The following is a 25846-nucleotide window of genomic DNA, read 5'->3' on the forward strand; positions in this document are numbered from 1 at the left end:
ATTTAATGTTCTAATTATTTTAATATAAAATAATATTTAATATAAGCTGTTTGGGCTATTTCAATTACTATGAAGCAAGAACTGGCACCAACTCATACTTTCCAATTTATTGATGAAATACTTGCCCAACAGTCTCTTACCCTATTATCACTTAATCCCCAAAAGACATTAATTACCAGTTTTGCAGAGTTGGGGGATTTGATTACTGAAGAAAATATCGACATTGAAATTTTCACAGCGCTTCGAGAAACTCTTGAAAGCATAGTCCGTACTCAGTTGCAAAACTTCCCAGAAAATATCTTCTGGGATTTTGATTTTATGGTGAGTAGTATGCTCAGACAAGCTTTAATAGCAGAAGAGGGTGCTGTTCCTTTTTTAAAGCTTTTTGGTAAAAGGATGGTCTCTCTGACAGAGATGTTCGGAAATAAAACGGAAATACGCTTCCGTTACGTTCACGATTTTATGTATGGATTTGAGTGGGCAAGATGGGTACAAAAAGACCCACAAAAGCGCGAACATATAGAGCCTTTTAGTCTGGTTTTTTTGGATTATTTGCTCGTCAAAGGTAAGGAGATTTTACAACGGATTAATCACGGACAAATAACATCTTATAAACTATGTGATAGCGGCTACCGCAATCCATTCACATTTTCTCGTGAACCAGAAGATGAATACCGTCTACTAACTTATCTTGCTGAAGAACAACTGATTCCAGTGGCAGTGTGGAACTGGGATGATAGCCCTGTATGGAACAAACCCTTCCAGGAGATGCGCCAGCAATTAGCATTAAAATTAAATATTCAACCACAGAGACACTGATTAGCAATAAAAAATTGCTGAAGAACATAATTATGAAAATTGCTGACTTAATTACTTGGTTTGAAACATGGGCAAATCCCGCTTGGTGTGAAAGCTGGGATAATTGCGGCTGGCAGATTGAACCAGGATTGTTGCAGGAAAAAGCACGGGTTTTAGTATGTTTGACACCGACTTTGGCAGTAATGCAAGAAGCGATCGCAGAAAATGCTAATCTGATATTTGCCCATCATCCCTTAATTTTTACTCCTCCCAAATCTTTACGCAGTGGTGAAGCGATCGCAGAAATGGTACGGTTAGCTTTTACGCACAATATTGGTGTTTACACTGCCCACACGAATTTCGACCAAGTGCAAGATGGGACTGCTGATGTTTTAGCTCAGATTTTAGAACTTAAAGAAGTCACTCCCATAGAATCTACACAAGCAGGGTTAGGATATGGTCGTATTGGTTCGCTAGAGCCATTTATGACATTACAGGAGTTACTCGCAGCCATTCAAACGCGACTTGCTCCTCCTAATTTGATTTTTTCCCCAAGTGCTGATTTACAGCAAACAATTTCACGAGTTGCCGTTTTGGGTGGTTCGGGGGCTAGTTTTATTTCAGCCGTCGCCAAAAGTGGTGCTCAAGCTTATCTGACTTCTGACTGTAAATTTCATCAGTTTCAAGAAAGCCGCGATCGCAATCTCATTTTAATCGATGCTGGACATTACGCTACCGAACGTCCGGCTTGCGATCGCTTGGTGCAAAAATTCCAGTCTTTAAACCTAGACTGGGTGCAATTAAGTAAAAAGGATGAAGATTTCCGCCAGTTTTTGGCTTGATTGCTTATGTTTCACTATATTTTTTGTGCTTGTCTAAAATTTTTTCTATAGTTTAATATTGCCAAACTATGTAGCAGTCACATCAAAAACTCTTATTATGAAGCATTCTTGTGATATGAATCACTAATTACTTGTAACTATAATCACATGATACCAATGTTCCATATCAATTAGTAATACAGGAAAATGTTCCACACTTGAGGTAACAAATTGTTTACTCTGCCCTAACCGAGATGATTCGCACAATCATTGAATCTGCTTTCCAAACTGGATATCTTAGTGTTGAATCTGAGGGTTTACTCCATCAAGTGCTGGTAACTAAATGCTATCAGTCAGAGGATTTGCCAGTCATTGCAGCCCTATACGATGCAGTTCGCGCCGGTCAAATTAAACGGGAAGCATCCTCGTCGAATGCGCTTATAGAATTTCCAATACCATATAAATCTTGCTGATACTTCCACAGGCAAGCAAGGGATCTGGAACTTTGTGTAAGGAAATCTTTCTCTTCTATGCCCCTACTCTTATCTCCTTTCGTTTTTCCTGAGTGCTGAATCCGGCGAAAATCTCAAAAACTCAAAACTCTTTGGATGTTGTTGTTGAAAACCATCAAGGTCAGCAAGAGAATGAGTTAAGATCAGATACACATGGGTAAAAGTAAAGCTAAGTCCCCGGACTTCCCAGTAATGCCAATGAGTAAAAGTAGGCAAGTTAAACAACCGCAATCAACGATTGTTTTGGAGTATTCTTTATTACATAATGGTAAGAATGACTCATCAACAGATATGAACCTGGTTAGGACAGGTTCCGAATTGTTTGACTTCTATGAAGCAGACATTCCGTAGAATGAGCCAGAAGGAGATTGAGTTCATTGCTAGAGCAATCATTGATTTATTACCCAATATTTCCTAAGATTTTGACAAATATAAGCAAGTCTTGGGATTGGGTCATGAAGCGTAGTTGTTCCGAACAGTGAAATTAACCTCTTAAAGGTGTAATGTAATGGGGTAGAACCCAGATTTGACAGGTTTAACTACGTTGTTTAAAAAGGCAGAAACAGTACATGCTACACCGCAAGATTTATCAACTCTGTTGCGATGGGCGCGAGGTATGTGTTTTCTTGCGGGACCAGCAACGCTGGATTGAACGCGCCCGCATCATCGACATAGAGGGAGATTTAGTGACCCTACGCTATGAAACAGAAGAAGAGGACGAAGTTTGTTCTTGGGAAGAAATGGTTCGCCTCGAGAGCATTGGTGCTGTAACGCAAAAATTGGCTTCAGTACCGCGCGGGAATGTGGAACCTCTAATGACAGAAGACTGTCCCGAAGCTGAACGCATCCACAACCGTTACACTGACTCGAATCCAGAATAATTAGTCATTAGTCAATAGTCATTAGTCATTAGTCATTAGTCATTAATTAAAAATGATAAAGGGCAGCGGATTAATGACTATTGACTATCATTCAAACCTTCAAAGGCAGGACAGTAACCTTCTAGAGTTACCTTAAAGTTATACAACGGGGAAGCTGGGTTCCAACACCGCTGCCCCCTTTGATGTCGGCAGGTACCACAACAGTCTACATCTGTCCATGTATAGCGATCGCTATTTTGATTGAGCAATTCTCGTTGAGACAATCCCCTTAATACTAGTTCTTCCCCTTGCCAACGAGCTTCGATTAAACCAGTATCGGCAAATTGTCGCCAACGAGGATCAGTAGTAATCACATCTGCTAGGGTGATTGTGATTACTGTTCCCATCTCTGTCAGTTCACCTTCGTAGTTAGTTTCTGGTGCTGCCGGTTGTAAAAATGTATCGCCGATAGGCAGTTCTACTAAGGTGTCAGCCGCCGGGGAATGTACATGGTAGCGGTTTTGCAACTCCTCTAAGCTAGTCAGGTCTGCCAAGTAGGCAGGAGAACCGTGGACAAAAATGACGTGCTGGGGTCGCAAATTATGAATTAGCTGCGTAGTACCAGGGCCATCACTATGTTGAGCCAGGAGATAGGTTTCGACAGTTGTAGGTGCTAAATATTCTTTGTTAACTTTTATATCAATTTTTTCTGGTAGGAGGATTAGCCAAGGGCCTGTGTCTAGTTGGCAGTGCTTACCTAAATCATCCGTAGAATCGGTAAGGACTATACAAGGTGACTTGCCCACAGTGGGACGATGTTCTGATTGCAAACGACGCACGCGGGGGCGCACCCGTTCATCCCAAAACAAGGGTTGATGGCGGGCGAAGTTCTGTACAGATGGGGGAAGGTGGGGAAGCAGTTCTAGGTAAGCATCACAGCCAGTAGCGACAGCACCATCTACCCAGATATCTAAATCTCGTCCGGTGAAGTGGTGATGTGACCGCAAGAGCATTAGCAGTTCTTGACCCAATCCTAAAGCCGGGGTGGGAAGGATTACAGAACAGTGGTCAGCGATCGCGCGATTAATTCGTTCTGCTAGTTGATTTTCTTGGTTGCGGCGATGGGGATGACGGGATGTGCCATAACTGCCTTCAATAATCAGCACATCCAAGTCTAAGCCCCGCAGTTCCTCTAAACGCAAACCTTCTACCAGCCGGGAGTTTGACAGGAAAAAATCACCCGTATACAGTAGCTTGTAAGTACGTTGCTTGGTGGTGTAGGTAAGGAGAATTGCCACTGCCCCTGGTAGATGCCCTGCGGGAAATAATTCTGCCACCAAACCCTCTTGGAATTCCACAGGCGATCGCAACGGCAAGGCATGACAAAATTGGGAAATTTTCTCAGCGTCTTGGTCTAGCCAATTCAGTGGCAGTAACTTGCTGGTTACTTCGCTGCCATAAATAGGTAACTTAGGATAAGCTTTATGCAGTGCCAGTAAGCCTCTGGCGTGATCTGGGTGGGCGTGACTAATCAAAACTAAATCTGCTGGTAGGGGCGAACTAGCTCCACGTATCGACTTAGTAAGCCCCTTAGCCAGCAATGAGATATCCTCCATACCACAGTCCAATAGGATGCGGTGTGGCCCCATCTTTACCAATAAACACACGCCCTCATCGTAATGCTGGACGCTATAGGGCAAACATTCTAATTCACTACCCACTTCCGCAGCATCTACGCGAGAAGATGCCGACAGATTATCCCTCATGCTCTCCTCCCCTCAAACCTCATCATCATGGACATATCCCAAAAGCCAAAAGTTACACAAATTTTGGTTTTGTGACTTAGGGGTAAGTTTTATCGTGCGCCCCTACACCCTGAGAATACAGATTTTTGATTGGGGAGGACGCCTCCACCGAACCCGCACTGGTTCGGAAAAGTGGGCTAACGAGAAGCCATCAAACTAGGAGGTAAAGGATGCCTCTTGTTTATTTTCTCTTTGCAAGTTCTGAGCGCTCTTAGCCAACTCACCCTACGGCAAGTCGCCTAAGCGTCTACAGATTTATCTCAATGTGCCGAGCCATTTCCGTGATAGTTATCTGAATCATAGAATCCATTTTTCGTGCCAAAAAATAAGCACGAAATCGTGAATATAACTGTTAATCCAGCTAGAATCAGCTTTACATCCATTTGTTTGCTGCCCTTTAATCAAGACTTTCTTATATTAATTTAGTGCTTCCGCAATCAAACGCAATCACTAGAAAATCTTTACTATGCATATGTGGATTGGGCAATAGGTAAATTTACCACAATCAGTCAGATTGTAGAACCTTTCGGTTCACCTGTCTATCGATCTAGATGTGAAGCAATATGACAGCACAAGCAATCCTCTACAGCCCGTAAAAATCCTCATCTAAAATCTGGTCAATCGAAAAGGGACAAACCGTAGGGTACTCACTTTCCTGGGGTATGGGAATTCCAAACTTAGCCAGCTTACCTTGCTTAATCCCTAGCTTGCGAGCATCTGGGTAGGCTTTTTCCACCGCCTCTACCAGAAAACTTTTTAGAGAAGGAGTATCTGCTAAATTATTCAGAACTCGCTGACGATGTTCAAGTATTGAGCTATACCAGCTTCCTTTCATGCTATCAGGTACATCATACTGAACCCTTAATTTGAGTAAATGCGCCAACAAAATTGTCAGATTGCTTTTGAGCGCATTTTTCTCTGCCTTACCCAAATCAACTAGTTCCTCAATCAAATGCTCAATATCCAACGCCTCAAATTCATGATTTTGTAACTGTTGAATGGTTTGCTCAATCCATAATTGCAAATCTTGATCGTATAGCGGGTTAGGCATTTCTCAGATCAACTCCTAGTTACTCACTTGATCATAGCGATGAAAGCGATCGCACTTAGAGCCAAGGCAATGGAATTCGTGGCTATACAAACAATGAAGCTCTTCCTCCGTGGGCTAATGAAAAATATGGACTTTATAACTCACAGAAATGCGTTTTTCCTCGTGATGTCCAGTTTATAATCCCCGATTTAACTCCCCTCTTAAATTACGAAACGTTAGCGCAGCGTAAAGCCTTCTCTACGAGAGGCTGCGCCAACGGCATGGCTTCTCTACGAGACGCTACCGCGAACGCTTAGAGCGACCTAGGAGCGTCATTACGAATTACGAATTATCTAGTTCGCAACAACTGCACAAAGGTATTACTCACCGTATTGTCTTTAGTATCCGCCGCGTATTGAATCAATTTTTCCCGCAGTTCTTGACGATTTATTTTATATTTCTTCTTAACTGTCTTAACTGTCTTAACTGTCCTTGTTTTAAATAAAATATTGTGAAATACTCTCAAATAAGTTCATCCGCGCGGAATAGTTGAACAGCAAAGTTAATAGAAAATTTCATATAACGGAGATTAAATATGCCTCTTGTTGAAACTCAAGATTTCTTGGATCGAAAATTCGATGTTTGTTTTACTCATGCTGATGTGAACGGTAACGGCGTTCTAGAACAAGCCGATGTACTCGCTCTCGCCGCTCGTGTTGCTACTTATCTCGGCGAGCCTATGGGCAGTCCCAAAACACAGAAACTGTTCCAAACGTTTGAACACTTTTGGACTCATGTACAAGCCAAGATGGATGTTGATAACGATGGCCAAGTGACTCCGGAGGAATGGCGCAATGGCTTAAAGTCCTTTGCCGAAGATTCAGAAGCCTATAAATCAGCCTTCCATCCCCTTGCAAAAGCGATTTTCACAATCTGCGATCGAGACGACAACGGTTTCCTCGAACAAAGTGAGTTCGCCAAATTCCACCAAGCTTTTGGCTGTAAGGCGGCGAACAGCCAGCTAGCTTTCCAGAAGCTCGACAGCAACGGCAACGGGCAGCTTACGGTCGATGAACTCCTGATCGCGTGGCAGGAATACTACACCAGTAGCGACCAAAATGCGGGAGGCAACTGGCTGTACGGCGACGTTTGGGACAAAACGGTGGTTGTCGGCAGCAAGACAAGATGACCTACTCAAGCCTCGTTGCCAGACTGACGCGACCCAAGCTTGGGTAGTGCAACGATTCACAAAAAATTCTACCATATAGCTGAAAATCTTTACCTGAAAAGGTTTTCAGCTTTTAGATATACGGTACTTATTAGTTATGAATCAACATTGCCTAGTTTGAGCCAATTTAGACAATGTTTAATAACTATTCTTTGCAATTATCAGGGTTTTGGGCATTTCTCTGATGAGGTATCAGCTTCCCTTTTAGGCAATGAATAACTAGAATATCGCTCCTAAATAAATATTTTTTTAACTGTCTTAACTGTCCTTGTATTCTTATTTAGAGTCTGAGATGTTAAGAACTAATTTATTTTGAATAGTATAGTCTTTAGGGTGATAGTTTATGAGTTCTGAAAATTTAGATACTTGCATCTCACAGCAAGTGAGTAGTGTTGTAGTTGTTCAGGAGCCAGAAAGAATTTGTGATACAGATCATGGCTATGTTCGAGGCTGGGGTGTAACTGAAGAAACTGTCGGATCGAAGCATCTTAGTATGGCTCACGGCATAATTCCTCCAGGAGCAGGTGCAACCCCACACTACCATCCTTTTGAGACTGCGATATACATTATTACGGGAACGTGCAGAGTTTTGCTAGGTGTTGAGAATGATACATTTGTAGATATCAAAGCAGGCGATTTCCTATATATTAAAACTGGTGTCGTGCATTGTCCGGTTAATTGCGGGCAAGAAGTGATGGAATATATCGTTGCCCGAAGTTCGCCACAAGAAATTTGTCTTTATCCTGACCAAAAATGTTGAACAACCTTGCAATTCCTAATTCCTGATTGAGAGTCTTTAATAATCGCCCACGAGTATCAAAGACTCGCCAATGAGGATCAAAAACTCGTCCACGAGTATCAAAGACTCGCCGACGAGTATCAAAGACTCTCCCGCGAATATTAAAGACTCGCTCACGAGTATCAAAGACTCTCCCGCGAGTATTAAAGGCTCGCTCACGAGTATTAAAGGCTCGTCCAAGAGTATTAAAGACTCGTCCATGAGTATTAAAGACTCATTAATGAGGTTTAACTACTCATTCGCGGAGTTCAAAGACTACAGCACTTATTGTTTGAATGCAGTACACCACGATACGCGGTAGGGGCACAGCATGCTGTGCCCCTACGAATGCTTGTATTTGATGCAAGCGAGAACGGCTATAAACCGAATGGCAATATTTGCCTATAAATCAGAAGTAGCTTTAGCAGGTTTACTTTTTATAGCTTTAAACCGTTCGCCTAACTGTTCGGCAATCGTTTTTAACCCTGGAGTTTTCTTAGCAGCTGTCTTTACGTAGTCGTAAACTGTCAAGCTGCTGCCCATTGCTTCGCTGCCGACTGCCATTAGGGTATCATCTACCTGTTCTGTCAGTTGTTGCAGTTTAATCAACAGTTCGGTGAGGGTGGCGGCTAATTGATAATCGCGCACAAATTCGTCTACATCAAAGCTGGCTGGTAAAATGTCTCGGTTAGACTGGGCAGCAGTCAGGCTAGTGTTGACAAAGGCTAGGCTTTTATCGCCCATTTTAAATAACTTGCGTCGTTCTTCGACACTCAGAGTCACGAGAAAAGGCATCTTTGCTTGGATAGTCGCAAAGGCTGCTTTAATTTCTTGGATATCTTCTGGGGAAAGGGAGCCTGTAATGTTTTGGTAAGCCATTGGATATTTACCGTAATGAATCTGTTTGTTATGATTCCCATTGGTAAATGCGATCGCACAAATTGGGCACGAGGCGGAAGACGCCATAAATCGCCGTCTCTACAATGAATAATTATTGGCGCGATGGTTTTTTACCAAAGCCATAGCGCAATGTATGCATAATCCAAGTTTGGAAGTTGTCAATGTAGCTAAATATCACTGGCACTACCAGCAGTGTCAGTAGGGTGGAAGTTGTGAAACCGCCCATAATAGCAATTCCCATTGGTTGGCGAACTTCAGAACCTGCGCCAATTCCTAATGCTAAGGGGAGAGTACCTGCGATCGTTGCTAAAGAAGTCATCATAATTGGGCGCAGACGGGACACGCCCGATTCAACGAGTGCCTGACGTTGGGTTTTACCTTCCTGCATGTTGATGATTGTATAGTCAACTAACAGAATCGAGTTTTTGGTGACAATCCCCAACAGCAACACGACACCAATCAGGGCATAAAGTCCCAAGGGCTTTTGTGCAACCATCAACGCTACCAATACGCCACCTAAACAAAAGGGCAAGGCTGCCATAATCGACAATGGATGGAGGAAGTTGTTATACAGCAGCACCAGAATCGCATAGATACACATTAATGCCAGTCCTAATGCACCGCCCAAGCGACCGAAAATATCTTGCATAATTTTGGCGCTACCTGAAGGTTGCTGTACTACTCCTGGCGGTAAGTTTTGCATTGCAGGTAGTTCGTTGATTGTTTGGACTGCCTGTCCTAAAGAAATTCCTTGCAAATTGGCTTCTACGGCAACTTGACGGGCGCGATCGTAACGGTTGATGGTAGCAGGGCCACTACCAAAGCGGATGTCTGCAACTGCGACGAGGGGAATCAAGCTGCCATTTTGACTGGGGACTTGCAGATTTGTGATTGTATTGATGTCAGCGCGCGCTTTCGGATCGATTTGCACACGAATAGGAATTTGACGATCGCTCAAATTAAATTTTGCCAAGTTTGCATCATTGTCGCCGATGGTGGCAAGGGAAGCTGTCCGAGCGATCGCTTGCACTGTCACTCCCAAATCTGCGGCTCGTTGTGGGTTGGGAATTACCAAAATCTCTGGTTTAACTAAACTCGCGGTAGAAGATACTTCTACTAATCCGGCTAGCGATCGCATCTGCTTTTCTAGAGCATCAGCAGCTTGACTCAATGCTTCGGGATTTTCACTCCTCAGAACAATTGATAAACCTTTCCGACTGTCACCTGGTGACTGACTTTGGAAACTAATTCTAGCTCCCGGTATTTCCTCAAAGGAAGGGCGTACTTCTTCCTCAAACTGTTTTTGGGAAATATTTCGTTCTTCTCTGGGTTTGAGATTAATGGCAAGGGTTGCAGAATTGATCTCTTCTATTGCTAGTACACGTTCAACTACTGGGTTTTGCCGAATAATATCAGTTGCTTGTGTGGCTACCTTATTAACGTCTGACAAAGTGGAACCAGGAGGGAGTTCTATAGATACGTTGGAAATTCCGAAGTCACCATCATCAACGAAACCCTTGGGAATTAAGGGAACCAGCATCGCACTGGCAATGAAGAAAGCTAAGGCGATCGCCATTGTTGTCAATCTATGACGTAACGCCCACTGGAGAAGTGATCTATAAGGTTGAAAACCCTGACGCTTTTCGGTGATGAGTTTTCTACTTTCGTTATTGCTACCTGGAAGGGTAAATTTGAAATTGAAGAATTTTATTACTCTCCCTGCTCCCCCATTCCCCTCCTTCTCTTTCAAAAGATACGCCCCCATCATCGGCGTAACCATCCGCGCTACAAGAGTAGAAAAAATTGTGGAAACGGCAACGGTAACACCAAATGGTTGAAAAAACTGCCCCGGAATCCCACCCATAAAGGCAACGGGTAGAAACACCGCAATGATCGTCGCGGCACTTGCTATTACTGCTAATCCTACTTCGTTAGAAGAATCAAAAGCAGCTTCCCAAGATGATTTACCCATAGCCATGTGCCGTTCCATGTTTTCAATTTCTACAACGGCATCATCTACCAAGTTGCCCACCGCCAGCGCTAATGCCAACAAAGTCATGTTGTTGAGGGTGTAACCAAGGGCTTGCTGCACTGCGAAGGTGGGAATTATTGACAAGGGTAAGGCAACAGCCGTAATTAATGTTGCTCGCCAGTCCCGCAAAAATACTAAAATGACGATGACCGCTAGCACCGAAGCTTGAATCAATTCATCAATGGTGCTTTGGTAGGATTGGCGAACAATATCGGCTCTAGTAAAAATTAAATCCAGTTTGACATCTGCGGGAAGGGTTTTTTCCAGTTCTTTGACTGCTGCTTTCACTCCTTCTTCGACACTCACCAGAACGCTGCCAGTACTACGCAACACTTGGAAAGCTACCACAGGTTGATTATTCAAGCGGGCGGCTTGACGCACATCGCCAAATTTATCTTCTACGGTTCCCAAGGTTGATAAAGGTACGGAACCACCTTGTGGTAGGAGGATTTCGTAGGTTTTCAACATATCCACACTGTCGGCACTTCCTAAGGTGCGGATACTTTGTTCGCTACCACCAACTTCGGCCCGTCCGCCGGGTAAGTTAATATTCAAAGCGCGGATTTGGTCGTTTACCTGGGTGGCGGTAATAGCTAGAGATTGTAAGCGGTTTGGATTGAGGTTAATCCGAATTTCTCGATCAACTCCACCCACGCGCTGAATTTGTGCCACACCACGGACTCCTAATAAGGCGCGGCTAATGGTTTGATCTACGAGGTTGCTTAATTCTTCTACAGAACGCTGATCTGATTTAACTGCGTAAGTAATCACCGGGCCGCCGGAAAATTCCAGGCGTTCCACAATTGGATCGTTGATATCTTGGGGTAAATCTTGGCGAATTTGAGCGATCGCATTGCGAACATCATTAGTGGCGCGATCGCTATCTGTTCCCAAAACAAAATTGATTGTCGTATTAGAATTCCCATCGCTGACTGTGGAAATCATAAAATCGATATTGCCCAACCCGGCGACGGCATCTTCAATTTTTTTCGTCACTTGGGATTCTAGTTCTGTTGGGCCTGCACCCGGTTGGCTGACTTTTATCGAAACTGTTGGCACATCAATATTTGGGTTAGTATCAATCCCCAAGGATATGAAGGAGAACCAACCCACAATCGTCAAAATTAAAAATAAAACTATCGTGGGAACAGGTTTTTTGATCGACCAAGCTGAGATATTAAAGGACATTAGGAAATTTTAGATTTTGGATTTTGGACTTCGGCTTCTCTACGAGACGCTACGCGAACGCTCAGTCGAACGATTTTGGATTAGACATCTCACATCAAAGAGTCTGAATCCCCCACTGATTGCATTCAAAATTCTGACTTCTTCTTCAATTTGCGACTCGAACCTTGTCGCCATCTTTGAGATATCCTGCACCATCAACTACGACGCGATCGCCTAATTGCAACCCACTCTTGATTTCCACTTTGTCGCCATTGGTGGGATCTCCTAACTCTACTTTTTGGCTGCGGACTATATCTCCACTCGATAAGGTAAATACAATTACACTTCCATCGGCTTGGGATTGCACTGCTTTTTGTGGTACTACCATTCTCATCCCTGAGTTAGTAGTAATTGCAGCACTAGCAAACATCCCTGGTTTAAGTAAAGTTGTTGGCGGTAAGTCAATTTTGACTGTAGCTTCCCGTCTTTGATCGTTCACCTGTGGCTGTATGTCTCTGACTCGTCCTTGCGATCGCACGCGCTGATCGACATCAGAAGTAATTTGCACGGATGCGCCAATTTTCACTTGAGTTAGTTGAATTTCGGGCACCTTAGCTTGAAGTTCTAGTTTTTGATCTCGGATAATCGAAAATAGCTTTTGCGTACCACCAATCACAGTTCCCACCTGGGTTTGCGGCGGTACACCAGTGACATCACCGACTCTAGCCAGTTTCTCAGCGATTACTCCAGAAGCCGGCGATCGCACCACAGTTTGTCCCAACTGAGTTTGTAGTTGTTGCACCTTAGCAGCACTGCTGCGGACATCGGCTTTGGCTTTGTTGATGATAGCTTGGGCGTTGCCAATATTAGCCTGGGCGCTGCCGATATTGGCCTGGGCACTACGCACATTTTCTTCGGACAGATTCACAACTTCTATGGCAGTTTTCACAGCGTAGGAACGAGTATCGAGTTCTTGCTTACTAATCGTTCCAGAGTCAGCCAGTTGTTGATAGCGCTGATAATTCTTGGCTGCTTCTTCTAACTTCGCCTTAGCTTGAGCTAAATCTGCTTGTTTTTGCTGCACTATGGCTTTATTCGATGCTAAATCTGCCTGTTTGGCTGCTAAATCTGCTTGTTTTGATTCCACATCTGCTTGTTTTGATTCTACATCTGCTTTGGCTTGGCTAATTTGGTTTTGCAGTATGGAACCATCCAACACCGCCAACACTTGACCTTTTTTGACAAAAGCCCCTTCTTTTACATCTTCAGGAATGCTTTTGATTTGTAAGCCGTTTGCCTGCGGTAAGACTGGAATTAAATCGTGTGCTGCTACAGTTCCAGTAGTTTTGAGGGTACGGAAAACACGGGCGGTTTCTACTGTGGCGATGGTAACTGTCATCGCTGGGTTAACTTTTTTATCCGCTACCGCGCTTTGTTGACGGGATGGAAGACGGCTGATTACACCCATCCCACCAAAGGCGATCGCGATTCCTAAACCAGCACCTAAGAATAATGGCTTCAACCATGCCCTGGTTGGTTTTTGATCTGATTTGCTCAAAAAGCCAGCATCTTCAGATGTTACAGGTTGTTCCACCTCGACCTCTGAAACACTTTCATCGCTCACAGTCCTACCTCCACTTTCTGTCTATGCATACCAATCTTGGTATTTTCTTAAGAAAACTTGAAATTTATTTACTTCATATAAACTATGACGCATTTCATCGTAAATGTCTTTCTCGTAAAACAGTATATAATACAACTTTTTAACTAAGAGAAATTACTAACAAAGTATACTTACAAATTTTATGTAAATTATAATACAAAAAATTATCTCATCTTATTTAGATACTCTAGGTCACACACCATATGTATTTAGATCACTGTCAACCAATGGTTAGATATGAAAAACTGATGAATATAATCTAGATTTATCTAATTAAAATCTGAACTATTTATAATATGCTTTTTTACACTAAAAATTATTTTATACGCAAATCATAATCCCTCTAAAGCCTTTGTGCTGCTAGAAAGCCAATATCTAGGCATAGGTCAAGCTAGCGTCCACACCTCCACGTGAGTTACAAAGGAGCAAACTCCATTGCCTTAAATTCCAGCAAGGGTGGCCCTGATAATGGAATTTTGAAATCAATCAATGAAATCAATAAATAATTGGTATTTACCAGAGTAACCAAATATGTTCAATGCCACTGAAATTTTAATTGATGCCTTTGTAAATGAAATTCGAGAAGGCTACCGTCGCACCTATGGCTGCTTCAAAAATGATTATCAGGACATTATCGCCTGGGCTGGTAACATGGCTTTGGAAAACATTGCCAATAGCGATGCCCTTTATCACAATGTCGAACACACTGTCCTTGTCACCCTAGTGGGGCAAGAAATCTTACGTGGCAAACACATTAGAGAAGGCGGTGTTTCCAGCGAAGACTGGTTGCATTGTATTATCTCCTTAGTGTGTCATGATATTGGCTACGTTAAGGGAGTTTGCCGACAAGATCGAGAAGCAGCAGACTTATATGCCACAGGTAAAAATGGCAGAATGATTTCTGTAGCTGCTGGCGCTTCTGATGCCAGTCTCACGCCGTATCATGTTGATAGAGCCAAGCTTTTTATTGATGAGCGTTTTGGAGGTCACAAGTTAATAGATGCTGAGGCAATTAAGAGCAATATTGAATTAACTCGATTTCCCGTACCTGCGGCAGAAGATCATCAAGATACAAAGTGCTTTGCAGGATTAGTACGTGCTGCTGATTTAATTGGTCAACTAAGCGACCCGCGTTACCTGAAGAAAATTACTTCTTTATTTTACGAGTTTGAAGAAACTGGTGTAAATAAAGTTTTGGGCTATAAAACCCCTGCCGATTTACGTAATAACTACGCGAAGTTTTACTGGAATGGTGTCTATCCCTATATCCAAGAGGGACTGCACTATCTGTCACTGACACAACAGGGAAAACAAATTCTCGCTAATCTCTACTCAAATGTGTTTGTTGTAGAACACGAAAAACAACAGCAAGAACAGCAGCGGTATTTAGAAAAGTTAGAAGTTGGGAGTTAGGAGTCGGGAGTTTGGAGTTAAGAATTATTAATCATGAGTTATGAATTAAGATAAAAGTTTAATAACTCATAAGTCATAATTTATAACTCCTAACTACTATGGATTGGTGGCGACGACTAAAGAAAAATCCTTTGGCACGATTTGGGGCAATTTTGCTTTTAATTTTCTACATAGCAGTAATTGCGGCTGATTTCGTGGCTCCTTATGATCCCTATGCTTCACAGCCGAATGGTTCACTGCTGCCACCAACTAAGATACACTGGGTTTCTCAGTCAGGGCAATTTATCGGGCCCCATGTTTATCCGACGACTCAGGGAGACACTAATTTAGAAACAGGCGATCGCAAACTCATTGTAGACTTGACAAAGCCCTCACCCCTGCGTCTATTTGTCTCTGGGCCAGAATACCGCTTGTTGCAGATGAGTTTGCCGCTACCCCCAAATTGGGATGAAGTCACAATCTTTCCTGGTATCCCTTTAAATTGGCATTTATTTGGCACAACAAGCGGCGCAAAAGTCAATATATTGGGGACTGATGACCAAGGCCGCGACCAATTTAGTCGCCTTCTACATGGCGGTCGCATCAGTATGTTTATCGGTATTTTTGGCATTATCATTACCTATCCCCTCGGTTTGCTCATCGGGGGGATTTCCGGCTATTTCGGCGGTGTCACTGATAGCCTCATTATGCGCTTGGCAGAAGTGCTAATGACTTTCCCTAGTATTTATCTTTTGGTGACTTTGGGAGCAGTTTTACCAGCTGGTTTAAGCAGTACCCAGCGCTTTTTGCTAATTGTGGTGATTACTTCGGTTATTAGCTGGGCTGGTTTAGCACGGGTCATTCGAGGACAGGTACTATCAATTAAAGAGCGAGAATTTGTCCAAGCGTCACGCGCGATGGGCGGGAACCCAATTTATATCATCCTCCGCCACGTTTTGCCGCAAACGGCTAGTTATGTAATTATCTCTGCGACTCTTGCAATTCCCAGCTTTATTGGCGCAGAAGCGATATTGAGTCTCATCGGTTTGGGAATTCAACAACCAGACCCCTCTTGGGGAAATATGCTTTCTCTAGCAAGTAATGCTTCAATTTTGGTGTTGCAACCTTGGTTAATTTGGCCGCCTGCTGTGCTGATTATCCTGACAGTGCTAGCATTCAACTTACTCGGTGATGGGCTGAGAGATGCACTTGATCCTCGTAGTTTAAGAAGATAAGCCCTCAGAATAGCAAATACATTTGTAGGGGCATGGCATTGCCATGCCCTTATTATAAATCTATATGTATCAGGGTTTTCGTGAATTGGTATTAAGGATTTTTGCAAAAGGTCTAAATAAATAACTCTTGATTAATATCGAATTCGGGGATCTACATAAGCATTTAAAATGTCAATTAAAATGCTGGCACTCACAACGATCGCACCAAAAAATACCAGCACTCCCTGGACTGTGGGATAATCGCGATCAGCGATCGCTTGATACAGTCGATTAGCTAACCCAGGCCAAGAAAATGTTACCTCTGTCAAAATTGCTCCACCCAACAGAGACGCAAAGGTTAATCCTAAGACTGTAATTACTGGGATTAGGGCATTTTTTAAAGCATGAGAGGCTAAAATCTTATTTTCACCAATACCTCTGGCTCTAGCCGCTTCTACATAATCTGCTTGCAAGGTTTGCTTTAAATTCACTCGCACAATTCGCTCAAAAATCCCACTGAGCAAAATTCCTAGTGTGAGACTCGGTAGGGCAAGATGGTGCAAAGATGTGAAAAACTGAGTGAAGTTTCCACCGAGTAAGCTATCAATTGTATACAATCCAGTGACAGTAGTGGGAGCCGGAAGATTGGGTGGAAAGCGGTTGGAATTGGGAAACCAACCCAATTGGACTGAGAAAATCAACTGCAAAAGCATTCCCGCCCAAAACATGGGGAGTGCGTAGGTGATGATCCCAAATAAGCGCCCACCGACATCAAAATATGTCCCAGGACGAGATGCGGAAAGAGTCCCAACTGCAATTCCAACGATGAGTGCAACTGCCATACTAGATACTGCTAACTCCACCGTCGCCGGGAAATATTGCCCAATTATGTCCCAAACATTCTGTCCGCGACTCATTAAAGAAGTTCCCAAGTCAAAGCGTAGTATGCTTCCTAAATAGTTTAGGTACTGTAGCCACAGGGGAAGGTTTAAACCAAGTTGTTTTCGCAATTCCTCTTTAGCAGCTTCTGGCGCACGTCCACCGAGAATTGCATCTGCTGGATCTCCTGGTGTTGCTCTTAGTAAAAGAAATACAATCGTGATGATTGTTAATAGCTGAAGTGGCGCGAGAAGTAACCGAGAAACAATGTAATACTGTAAAGCTTTAGAACGAGACATAAGCAATTCAAAATTTAAAATGCAGTTTTTAGAATTATCTTAGCTATTAACTAGAAATACATTGAGCATAAAATATTTTATTTAATAGTCAAAAGTCAATGGTCAACAGTTATTACTAATGACCAATGACCAATGACTACTTTTTAATTCTTTGATAAACCAGAATTTGGGTAGGATTAAGTTGTACGCTGCTCACACCATTTCGGGCAAATACATAGTCTTTGCTTTGCCATAAAGGAACATAAGGTACATCAGTCGCTACTTGCGTTTGAATTTCGGTAAAAATTTTCTGACGCCCTTCGGGATTTAGTTCTTTGCGTTGCTGATCAATCAGTTTATTCATGGCTTCGCTATAGTAAAACGAACCCTGAGTTTGACTGCCTCCATCTTCGCATCCTTTAGCAATTGAACCTTTGTCACAAGACAAAAACGGTTGAACGTAATTATCTGGGTCTAAAAAATCTGGATACCAATCAAGTAAAGCTGCTGGATATAATCCCTTGGAAATGTCTTTAAAAAAGGCTGGCCCTTCCGCTTGGGTGACTTCAAATTGCAGAATTCCATCCATCTTGGCATCAACAAGGGATTTGAGTGTCTGTGCTGCCAAACTCCGAGTAGGCGAACTCGAAGGATACCAAACTTGTACTTTTGCGGGATTTTCTTTGGAGAAACCAGCAGTAGTTAATAATTTTTTAGCTTGCTCAAAGTTAGCATCGCCATATCTATCTTTAAATAATGGCTGGGAAACATTGAATGTCGTGGGAATCATGCTATAAAGCGGATCTGCTTGACCAAGTAAGGCTCGCTGATTTAAAAGTGGACGGTCAATGATTGACGCGATCGCTTGTCTTACCTCTGGTTTATCTAAAGGCTGCTGATTCCGGTTTAATACCATATAACTTACTACGCTACCTTGAGCTGCGATCGCTTGCCAATCTCCTTTTTTAGCACCTTCTTCTAAGCTACGATTTTGATCTGGCTGTAGCGACAGGTAAGCTACATCGATTGCGCCTGTACGGAAAGCATTAAACAAATTAACCGGACTAGTTTGAATTTGGAGGTTAACACCCTTGTTAGCTGGTTTTTCTCCCCAATACTTATCAAATGGGTCAAATCGTATGGAATCAGTACCATACTGCGCTAACTTGTAAGGACCAGTCCCCACAAAAATATTCGGCTTGAATTTACCTGCACCTAATTCGTAAGCTTTTGGCGAAACTGCACATACCCCAGGAAACGCCAACAGTGAGGGAAACGCTGCAAAGGGCTTTTTCAGCTGAATGCTTAACTCATACTCGCCTGTAGTTTTTACCGAATCTACTATATCACCTAGTAAAAAAGAGGGTTTTCCTTTATTTTGAATAAAGCGGTTGATGGTAAACGCCATTGCTTGGGCATTGAAGGGAGTTCCATCGTGAAAAACTACACCCTGACGTAAGGGGATGGTATAAGTTAAGCCATCTTGACTAACTTTAGGTAATGCTGTAGCTAGCTGGGGTTTAATTTCTGTGCTTCCTGGTTCGTAGGTGTAGAGGCGATCACTCATATTAAACACCAAACCTAAGGATGCTAACTCATAAGTATCAGCCGGATCAAGGGTTCTCGGTTTCGCTGTTGTACCTATAGTAATACGACCATCACCTGTAGGACTATTCACAGAACCCGATGGTGGCGTAGTTGGCTGTGGGCGAGGAGTGCAACTAACAACTAAACATAAACATAGACAGAACAAAGATAGGAATTGTGTAATCCTACCCCACCGTTTCACGGACAAGGAAAACCAGGTCATAGCAATAAAATATTTAATATCAGCGGTCAGCAATTTTACTACATTTGTGAATATTGTGCTTGATTTTTACAATTAATTACAGCAATGCCTGTGGCTAAGTATACGTATTACGTATATAGACAAACATAACTTGCAGCCAGATATGAAAAAATTTTCTAGATATTATGACTGAGTTGGCAACTAACTCTAAAATTTATGCCGGCTACTCAACTTCATAGTTAAGTTTATTGCTTTTGTGCAATCGCACTATTTGTTACCAAAAAACAGTAACAAATAGATAAACTTTGGTATTCGTTAAGTAATAAAAAGCTTTTATTTAATTAAGATTTTAAACATTGACTAAATTTGTCGTAAATTCATAATTACTAGTGAATAGATTTGTTAAGCTTTGACGGTAGGCCAAGTAGTGTACATTGAAACTTTGCATGTTGCTACTGGGGTACAAACACCCGTGAAGTTGTTTTTCGTAGAGAACGGCTACATGGTTTTACTTACAAATCTAGTGTTTATACATCAGCGAATAAAGCGATCGCAATATCGTAAACAACAGATTGAAAGTCTAAAAGTGAGACTAAGAGCGTGAAGTATTTCTTTCTATCTGAGGGATGGGCAGTTGCTAGAGTCTGGGCATCTGATGGACTCTGGCAAATAACTGCATGGCGACGTCAACCAGATATTCAGCGAATGAATATTTGTTTAGTGGAACAAAACGAATTGCTATGGCTTTATCGAGTCGAAGAAGCCGTTTTAACAGTGGAAGTGAAGCCAACAACACCAGTAATTGCCAGTAAGACCATAGGCCAAGTAGTACTCAAGCGTCTGATGAGCGCCGAACAGGTAATCGAACGCCTAGGTACAGCTGAGGCGAAGTGTCACCTGCAAAACATCCAATTGGTGGTTCAGTAGATAGTGGTTGGTGGTTCAGTAGATAGTGGGGAGTAGGAGGTAAGAAGTAGGGAGTAGACCAATTAACATAACAACATAATCATTCTTGTTCCCTCCTCTTGTTCCCCCACTCCCCTCATAAAGAAAAGATAAGCAAATTTAATCCCCGACAGGGATTGGTAGCGAAAAAACTTTGAGATGCTACGCGATCGCATCAATTTACACGCTTGCAAACAATTCCATCAATAGTTACACTTTTTAAAACATTCTCATTTTTGCTTAGTGATGGCTACCCTACAGGGTAAATCTCCCGAAGCGAGTAAGCATTGCCAAAGCACCCACGCTGTCTGACTTAATAAGACTAAGCTGTGGTAAGGTTCTGGCTGTGGCAATAACAAAAAACAAGAGAGAGTTTTCTGAGTGGCGAGTTTCGTTTCTCAGAATCTCAGTAAGAAAATTGCTTTGTAAACTAACTCATCGAGGAGGAGCGTAGTCGATGGGACTACCCTGGTACCGAGTACATACAGTCGTTCTGAATGATCCAGGGCGGCTGATTTCTGTACACCTGATGCACACAGCCTTAGTAGCAGGCTGGGCTGGTTCGATGGCACTCTACGAACTGGCTGTTTATGACCCTAGCGATCCGGTTCTCAATCCAATGTGGCGTCAAGGGATGTTCGTCCTGCCCTTCATGTCGCGTTTGGGCGTTACCCAATCTTGGGGTGGTTGGAGCGTTACTGGTGGCGCAGCAACTGATCCTGGCTTCTGGTCATTTGAAGGCGTTGCAGCGGCTCACATCGTTCTTTCCGGTCTTTTGTTCCTAGCTGCCGTTTGGCACTGGGTTTACTGGGATTTGGAACTCTTTAGAGATCCTCGTACTGGTGAACCTGCCCTAGACTTGCCAAAAATGTTTGGCATTCACCTGTTCTTATCTGGTCTACTTTGTTTTGGATTTGGTGCTTTTCACCTCACCGGACTATTTGGCCCAGGCATGTGGGTTACTGACCCCTACGGTATAACTGGAGCCGCGCAAGCAGTCGCACCAGAATGGGGCCCAGATGGTTTTAACCCATATAACCCTGGTGGCATTGTGGCTCACCACATTGCCGCCGGCGTTGTTGGTATTATTGCAGGCTTATTCCACCTCACAGTCAGACCCCCCGAACGGCTCTACAAAGCCCTACGGATGGGGAACATTGAAACAGTACTTTCTAGCAGTATTGCAGCAGTTTTCTTTGCTGCTTTCGTTGTTGCTGGTACCATGTGGTACGGTAATGCCGCCACCCCCATCGAATTGTTTGGCCCAACCCGCTATCAATGGGATCAAGGCTACTTCCGTCAAGAAATTCAGCAACGCGTCCAAACAAGTGTTGCCCAAGGTGCAACCCTTGAACAAGCTTGGTCGCAGATTCCCGAAAAGCTGGCTTTCTATGATTACGTAGGTAATAGCCCCGCTAAAGGCGGTCTATTCCGTACAGGGCCGATGGTTAAGGGTGATGGTATTGCTCAGTCTTGGCAAGGTCACGCCGTATTCAAAGATTCTGAAGGACGGGAATTGACCGTGCGTCGTCTCCCCAACTTCTTTGAAACCTTCCCAGTAATTTTGACCGATGCAGATGGAATTGTCCGCGCTGACATTCCCTTCCGTCGGGCAGAATCTAAGTATAGCTTCGAGCAATCTGGTGTCACCGTCAGCTTCTATGGTGGCGATCTGAATGGTAAGACCTTTACAGAGCCAGCTGATGTGAAGAAGTATGCCCGTAAAGCTCAAGGCGGTGAAATCTTTGAATTTGACCGGGAAACCTTGAACTCTGATGGTGTATTCCGCACCAGTCCTAGAGGTTGGTTTACCTTTGGACATGCAGTATTTGCTTTGCTGTTCTTCTTTGGCCACCTCTGGCATGGCTCTCGGACAATTTACCGAGATGTATTTGCTGGTGTTGATGCGGATCTAGAAGAGCAAGTTGAGTGGGGTCTGTTCCAGAAAGTGGGTGACAAGTCAACCCGCCGGAAGGAAGCCCTCTAATTTCAGTGCTGAGTTATGAGTGCTGAGTTCCGAGTTGAGGCTCTAATTTAGCACTCAAATGGCTCAGCATTAAAAACTTTAATTACTGGCTCGATAGGCAGGAAATCGTAATATGGAAAGCGTTGCGTACATCTTGATTTTTACTCTGTGTATAGGTACTATTTTCTTTGCGATCGCATTTCGCGAACCCCCTCGCTTTGAGAAACCAAAAGATAAGTAGATCCCATATACCAGACCTTTAAGCGGATTTAATGTTAGTATCCGTTGCTACGATCCTTAGTAGCAACGGATATTATCGTGTATGTCCTTTGTTGGTTTTAACTACTAAGTAAATAACCAATCATTTTTAATATTGTGATATAATTTCCAATCTTGGGAGTAGATATGTGTTAATACTAGCTTTTCTGCGCTAGGATGAAAATGGATGTTAATGTAAGCTGCCATAAAACTGTTTGCATAGCACATCGCGCTTGTCGCACAACCTTTACGGAGACTAGAACCAGGAACAAATCAGCATGGTCAATCAGAATTTAACCGCTACAGAAATTGGATTCACTCACGAAGATTTCGCTGCTCTACTTGACAAATACGATTATCATTTTAGCCCTGGTGATGTTGTCCCAGGAACAGTTTTCAGTATAGAGCCGCGCGGCGCTCTGATTGACATTGGTGCTAAAACCGCAGCATATATTCCTATACAAGAAATGTCTATTAACCGGGTAGATAGCCCGGAAGAAGTATTACAGTCGAACGAAACGCGAGAATTTTTCATCCTTACCGATGAAAACGAAGATGGTCAATTAACCCTTTCCATCCGCCGTATTGAATATATGCGGGCTTGGGAGCGTGTGCGACAGTTGCAAGCAGAAGATGCTACTGTCCGTTCTGGCGTATTTGCAACCAATCGCGGTGGAGCATTGGTACGGATTGAGGGATTACGTGGCTTTATCCCCGGTTCCCATATCAGTACTCGCAAACCTAAAGAAGAATTGGTAGGCGAAGATTTACCATTGAAATTCCTAGAGGTGGATGAAGAACGTAACCGCTTAGTTCTATCTCACCGTCGGGCACTGGTTGAGCGCAAGATGAACCGCTTAGAAGTCGGCGAAGTAGTAATTGGTACAGTTCGTGGCATCAAACCCTACGGTGCTTTCATCGATATTGGCGGCGTCAGTGGTCTACTGCACATTTCTGAAATTTCCCACGAACATATTGATACACCTCATAGCGTGTTCAATGTCAATGATGAAGTGAAAGTTATGATCATTGACTTGGATGCAGAAAGAGGTCGGATTTCGCTATCTACCAAGCAGCTAGAACCCGAACCCGGTGACATGATTAAAAACCGGGATTTGGTCTACGATAAGGCAGAAGAAATGGCTGCTAAGTATCGTGAACAGCTACTAGCCAAGCAACAAGGTGCTACTGCTGCGGCTGCTGCACCTGTGGAAGTTGTAGCAGAAGAAGATATTCCACCAGCAGCGGAACTTGAAGAGGAGATTCCACCAGCAGTGGAACTTGAAGAAGAAATTCCACCAGCAGCAGAACTTGAGGAAGTAACTCCAGTAGTTGCGGAAATTGAAGAAGAGATTCCAGCAGCGACGGAAACTGAAGAGGAAATTCCAGCAGCTATTGAAGAATAATACATTTTATAGTTTTACTTGTTTTTAAGTAAGAGTATTAAATAATTGGATAAAGAGGGTTTTTCCCTCTTTTTTTATGTGGAGAATTGGTAATAGTTAGGAGTTAATAGTTAATAATAAAAACTCATAACTCTTCATTTCTAACTAAATAAGTGGGGTGAAATATTGTGGCAACTATTAAATGTAGAAACATCACTTTTGCTAATATTCAGGCAATTTTGTTTGACAAAAATGGTACTCTAGAAGATTCAGAAACGTACTTGCGATCGCTTGCACAAAGAGCAGCAAGGTTAATAGATGCTCAAGTTCCCGGTATTGGGGAACCGCTATTAATGGCATTTGGCATCAATGGGAATATTCTAGATCCGGCGGGTTTGATATCAGTAGCGAGTCGCCGTGAAACAGAAGTTGCGGCTGCGGCATATATTGCCGAAACAGGAAGAGGATGGTTTGAGTCCTTAAGAATAGCCCGTCAAGCTTTGGATGAAGCAGAAAAATACATTGAACAAACTCCTTCACCGCTGTTTGTAGGTAGCTTAGACTTGTTGAAATATCTACAGGAAGGTGGGTTAAAACTTGGTATCCTCTCAGCGGCAACAAGCTATGAAGTACATAACTTTGTAAAGAATCACCAATTAAATGATTATATCCAGTTGGAAATGGGAGTAGATGAGGGGCCAAGTAAACCAGATCCAATGTTATTTTTACAAGCTTGCCAAGCTTTGGGAGTCGAACCAGGCGCTACATTGATGGTGGGTGATTCAGTGGGTGATATGCAAATGGCGCGTGATGCTAAAGCCGCAGGCTGTATTGGTATCACTTGGGTGGGTAAGTCGGATAATGTCCGAGGTGCGAATGTGGTGATTAATCAACTTGATGAAATCCAGATTTTAGAAGATTAATTTATAGCAGTTTTCAATTACGTGAAGTAGGAGCGTCACAAGCAACAAATGACGATCGCATTCCATCATGATTTTAGTATTCTGATGTGATGATCGCTCTAGCCTACTTGAGATTAAAATCCCCAGCAAATAGCTGAATTACACAGCGATTAACTAGGGGTTTTGACCCTTGCGAAACTGACAAAAGTCTAAATTGAATAAGACACTGGAAAGGACTTTGCATCCTTTGGCTTCACATACACTCGCTGTTGAGGTTCTAACTCTAATTGGTTGAAGCGATCGCGTGTTAAATGCGCCATCAACACTTGCCCGTCATCGAAAGTTAATTCCACCTGAATTTCCCAACCCAAATGTATTAATCGGCTAACTGTAGCAGCCGTAGTGGCACCGTTGGCAACCTTTTCCAAAATTACATCTTGCGGACGTAAAAATACTTGTGGGTGTGGCGCATCATATCCGCTACTTTGAAAAATCTTTGAGTTGCTGGGTAATACGTTCACTGGGCCTATGAAGCTCATCACAAATGCCGTGGCAGGATTATCGTAAATTTCTGCTGGTGTACCCACCTGTTCCACACGCCCTTTATTCATGACCACAACCTCATCGGAGACTTCCATTGCTTCCTCTTGGTCGTGGGTGACGAAAACCGTGGTAACATGAACCTCATCATGGAGGCGGCGTAACCATGCCCGTAAGTCTTTGCGGACTTTAGCATCAAGTGCGCCAAAGGGTTCATCTAGCAGTAATACTTCAGGTTCTACTGCCAGTGCCCTTGCTAATGCGACCCGTTGTCTTTGACCACCAGAAAGTTGTGATGGATAGCGATCGCCTAATCCGCTCAATTGCACCAATTCTAGTAACTGTTCTACCCGCCCCTTAATTTTCTTTGGCTGTGCTTTACGAATTTCTAAGCCAAAGGCAATATTCTGCTTGACAGTCAGATGCTTGAATAGGGCATAGTGCTGAAACACAAACCCAATATTCCGCTGTTGCACGCTTTGGTACGTAGCGTCCTTACCAGTAAGCAGGATTTTACCGCTATCTGGCATTTCTAAACCTGAAATTAGCCGTAGTAGCGTAGATTTACCTGATCCCGATGGTCCGAGCAACGCAACTAGCGAACCACTCTTAATTTCCAGGCTGACCTGATCAACTGCTTTGAAACTCCCGAATTGTTTGGAGACATTCTCAACTACTATGCCCACTGCCTCTGTACCTCTGCA

At 43.1% G+C, this 25846-nt stretch carries 23 protein-coding genes; 15 read left to right on the forward strand and 8 right to left on the reverse strand.

Features of this window, described 5'->3' with window-relative positions; genetic code table 11:
• Window positions 1–69: 69 nt before the first annotated feature.
• The 5 genes from F8R90_RS22160 to F8R90_RS22180 all read left to right on the forward strand — a co-directional run bounded on the left by F8R90_RS22160 (window position 70) and on the right by F8R90_RS22180 (window position 3012).
• Entirely contained in the window at window positions 70–819 is a 750-nt protein-coding gene (locus F8R90_RS22160) for a hypothetical protein (RefSeq protein WP_196512477.1), read from the forward strand.
• A gap of 32 nt (window positions 820–851) precedes the next feature.
• Window positions 852–1640, forward strand: coding sequence for a Nif3-like dinuclear metal center hexameric protein (locus tag F8R90_RS22165; RefSeq protein ID WP_196512518.1), 789 nt, complete (start codon window positions 852–854; stop codon window positions 1638–1640).
• Between the two features lie 233 nt (window positions 1641–1873).
• Window positions 1874–2092, forward strand: a complete 219-nt coding sequence (locus F8R90_RS22170; protein ID WP_190890622.1) for a hypothetical protein — start codon at window positions 1874–1876, stop codon at window positions 2090–2092.
• Window positions 2093–2329: 237 nt separating this feature from the next.
• A complete protein-coding gene (locus tag F8R90_RS22175; RefSeq protein ID WP_196512520.1) occupies window positions 2330–2482 on the forward strand; it encodes a hypothetical protein in 153 nt (50 codons plus the stop codon).
• Between the two features lie 218 nt (window positions 2483–2700).
• Window positions 2701–3012 carry a DUF6679 family protein gene (locus tag F8R90_RS22180; RefSeq protein WP_012408115.1) on the forward strand — a complete coding sequence of 104 codons (312 nt, stop codon included), beginning with the start codon at window positions 2701–2703 and terminating at the stop codon, window positions 3010–3012.
• 77 nt (window positions 3013–3089) lie between these two features.
• Here F8R90_RS22180 and F8R90_RS22185 read toward each other — a convergent pair whose 3' ends face one another.
• Together F8R90_RS22185 and F8R90_RS22190 are read right to left on the reverse strand one after the other, a co-directional pair.
• Window positions 3090–4757: an MBL fold metallo-hydrolase gene (locus F8R90_RS22185; protein WP_196512478.1), complete on the reverse strand. Its 1668-nt coding sequence runs from the start codon at window positions 4755–4757 to the stop codon at window positions 3090–3092.
• 622 nt (window positions 4758–5379) lie between these two features.
• On the reverse strand, window positions 5380–5847 hold the full coding sequence (locus F8R90_RS22190) for a DUF29 domain-containing protein (RefSeq protein WP_196512479.1): 468 nt from the start codon (window positions 5845–5847) through the stop codon (window positions 5380–5382).
• A 574-nt stretch (window positions 5848–6421) separates the two neighbouring features.
• Here F8R90_RS22190 and F8R90_RS22195 point away from each other — a divergent pair.
• Complete coding sequence (locus tag F8R90_RS22195) at window positions 6422–7015, forward strand: EF-hand domain-containing protein (RefSeq protein ID WP_196512480.1); 594 nt, start codon at window positions 6422–6424, stop codon at window positions 7013–7015.
• 382 nt (window positions 7016–7397) lie between these two features.
• Window positions 7398–7814: a cupin domain-containing protein gene (locus F8R90_RS22200; protein WP_196512481.1), complete on the forward strand. Its 417-nt coding sequence runs from the start codon at window positions 7398–7400 to the stop codon at window positions 7812–7814.
• 420 nt (window positions 7815–8234) lie between these two features.
• On the opposite strand, the gene F8R90_RS22205 is transcribed toward F8R90_RS22200, so the two are convergent.
• The 3 genes from F8R90_RS22205 to F8R90_RS22215 all read right to left on the reverse strand — a co-directional run bounded on the left by F8R90_RS22205 (window position 8235) and on the right by F8R90_RS22215 (window position 13555).
• A complete protein-coding gene (locus tag F8R90_RS22205; RefSeq protein ID WP_196512519.1) occupies window positions 8235–8711 on the reverse strand; it encodes a hypothetical protein in 477 nt (158 codons plus the stop codon).
• Between the two features lie 112 nt (window positions 8712–8823).
• Window positions 8824–11952, reverse strand: coding sequence for an efflux RND transporter permease subunit (locus F8R90_RS22210; RefSeq protein WP_196512482.1), 3129 nt, complete (start codon window positions 11950–11952; stop codon window positions 8824–8826).
• A 145-nt stretch (window positions 11953–12097) separates the two neighbouring features.
• On the reverse strand, window positions 12098–13555 hold the full coding sequence (locus tag F8R90_RS22215) for an efflux RND transporter periplasmic adaptor subunit (RefSeq protein ID WP_196512483.1): 1458 nt from the start codon (window positions 13553–13555) through the stop codon (window positions 12098–12100).
• A 570-nt stretch (window positions 13556–14125) separates the two neighbouring features.
• Here F8R90_RS22215 and F8R90_RS22220 point away from each other — a divergent pair.
• Entirely contained in the window at window positions 14126–15007 is an 882-nt protein-coding gene (locus F8R90_RS22220; protein WP_196512484.1) for an Npun_R2479 family HD domain-containing metalloprotein, read from the forward strand.
• A gap of 98 nt (window positions 15008–15105) precedes the next feature.
• Window positions 15106–16221 carry an ABC transporter permease gene (locus F8R90_RS22225; protein ID WP_196512485.1) on the forward strand — a complete coding sequence of 372 codons (1116 nt, stop codon included), beginning with the start codon at window positions 15106–15108 and terminating at the stop codon, window positions 16219–16221.
• A gap of 131 nt (window positions 16222–16352) precedes the next feature.
• On the opposite strand, the gene F8R90_RS22230 is transcribed toward F8R90_RS22225, so the two are convergent.
• Both F8R90_RS22230 and F8R90_RS22235 read right to left on the reverse strand, forming a co-directional pair.
• Complete coding sequence (locus F8R90_RS22230; RefSeq protein ID WP_196512486.1) at window positions 16353–17378, reverse strand: ABC transporter permease; 1026 nt, start codon at window positions 17376–17378, stop codon at window positions 16353–16355.
• A 136-nt stretch (window positions 17379–17514) separates the two neighbouring features.
• Window positions 17515–19167 (reverse strand): ABC transporter substrate-binding protein, encoded by a 1653-nt coding sequence (locus F8R90_RS22235; protein WP_196512487.1) that lies wholly within the window; start codon window positions 19165–19167, stop codon window positions 17515–17517.
• A gap of 406 nt (window positions 19168–19573) precedes the next feature.
• Between F8R90_RS22235 and F8R90_RS33040 the strand changes: the two genes are divergently transcribed.
• From F8R90_RS33040 to F8R90_RS22260, 6 genes are all read left to right on the forward strand, one after another.
• Window positions 19574–19750: a hypothetical protein gene (locus tag F8R90_RS33040; RefSeq protein WP_230966611.1), complete on the forward strand. Its 177-nt coding sequence runs from the start codon at window positions 19574–19576 to the stop codon at window positions 19748–19750.
• Window positions 19747–20073 carry a hypothetical protein gene (locus F8R90_RS22240; protein ID WP_196512488.1) on the forward strand — a complete coding sequence of 109 codons (327 nt, stop codon included), beginning with the start codon at window positions 19747–19749 and terminating at the stop codon, window positions 20071–20073. Before F8R90_RS33040 ends, F8R90_RS22240 begins: the two co-directional genes overlap by 4 nt.
• Window positions 20074–20548: 475 nt before the next feature.
• Entirely contained in the window at window positions 20549–22078 is a 1530-nt protein-coding gene (gene psbB, locus F8R90_RS22245; protein WP_196512489.1) for a photosystem II chlorophyll-binding protein CP47, read from the forward strand.
• Between the two features lie 112 nt (window positions 22079–22190).
• On the forward strand, window positions 22191–22298 hold the full coding sequence (locus F8R90_RS22250; RefSeq protein ID WP_012409025.1) for a photosystem II reaction center protein T: 108 nt from the start codon (window positions 22191–22193) through the stop codon (window positions 22296–22298).
• Between the two features lie 295 nt (window positions 22299–22593).
• A complete protein-coding gene (locus tag F8R90_RS22255) occupies window positions 22594–23721 on the forward strand; it encodes a 30S ribosomal protein S1 (protein ID WP_196512490.1) in 1128 nt (375 codons plus the stop codon).
• A gap of 167 nt (window positions 23722–23888) precedes the next feature.
• The gene (locus tag F8R90_RS22260; protein WP_196512491.1) at window positions 23889–24623 is read left to right on the forward strand and encodes an HAD family hydrolase; all 735 of its coding nucleotides are present in this window, start codon (window positions 23889–23891) and stop codon (window positions 24621–24623) included.
• A 188-nt stretch (window positions 24624–24811) separates the two neighbouring features.
• Here the strand turns inward: F8R90_RS22260 and F8R90_RS22265 are convergent, their stop codons facing one another.
• Entirely contained in the window at window positions 24812–25828 is a 1017-nt protein-coding gene (locus tag F8R90_RS22265; RefSeq protein ID WP_190890660.1) for a sulfate/molybdate ABC transporter ATP-binding protein, read from the reverse strand.
• Between the last annotated feature and the right edge of the window lie 18 nt (window positions 25829–25846).

Source organism: Nostoc sp. NZL (assembly GCF_015714705.1).
Taxonomy (GTDB): Bacteria; Cyanobacteriota; Cyanobacteriia; order Cyanobacteriales; family Nostocaceae; genus Nostoc; species Nostoc foliaceum_A.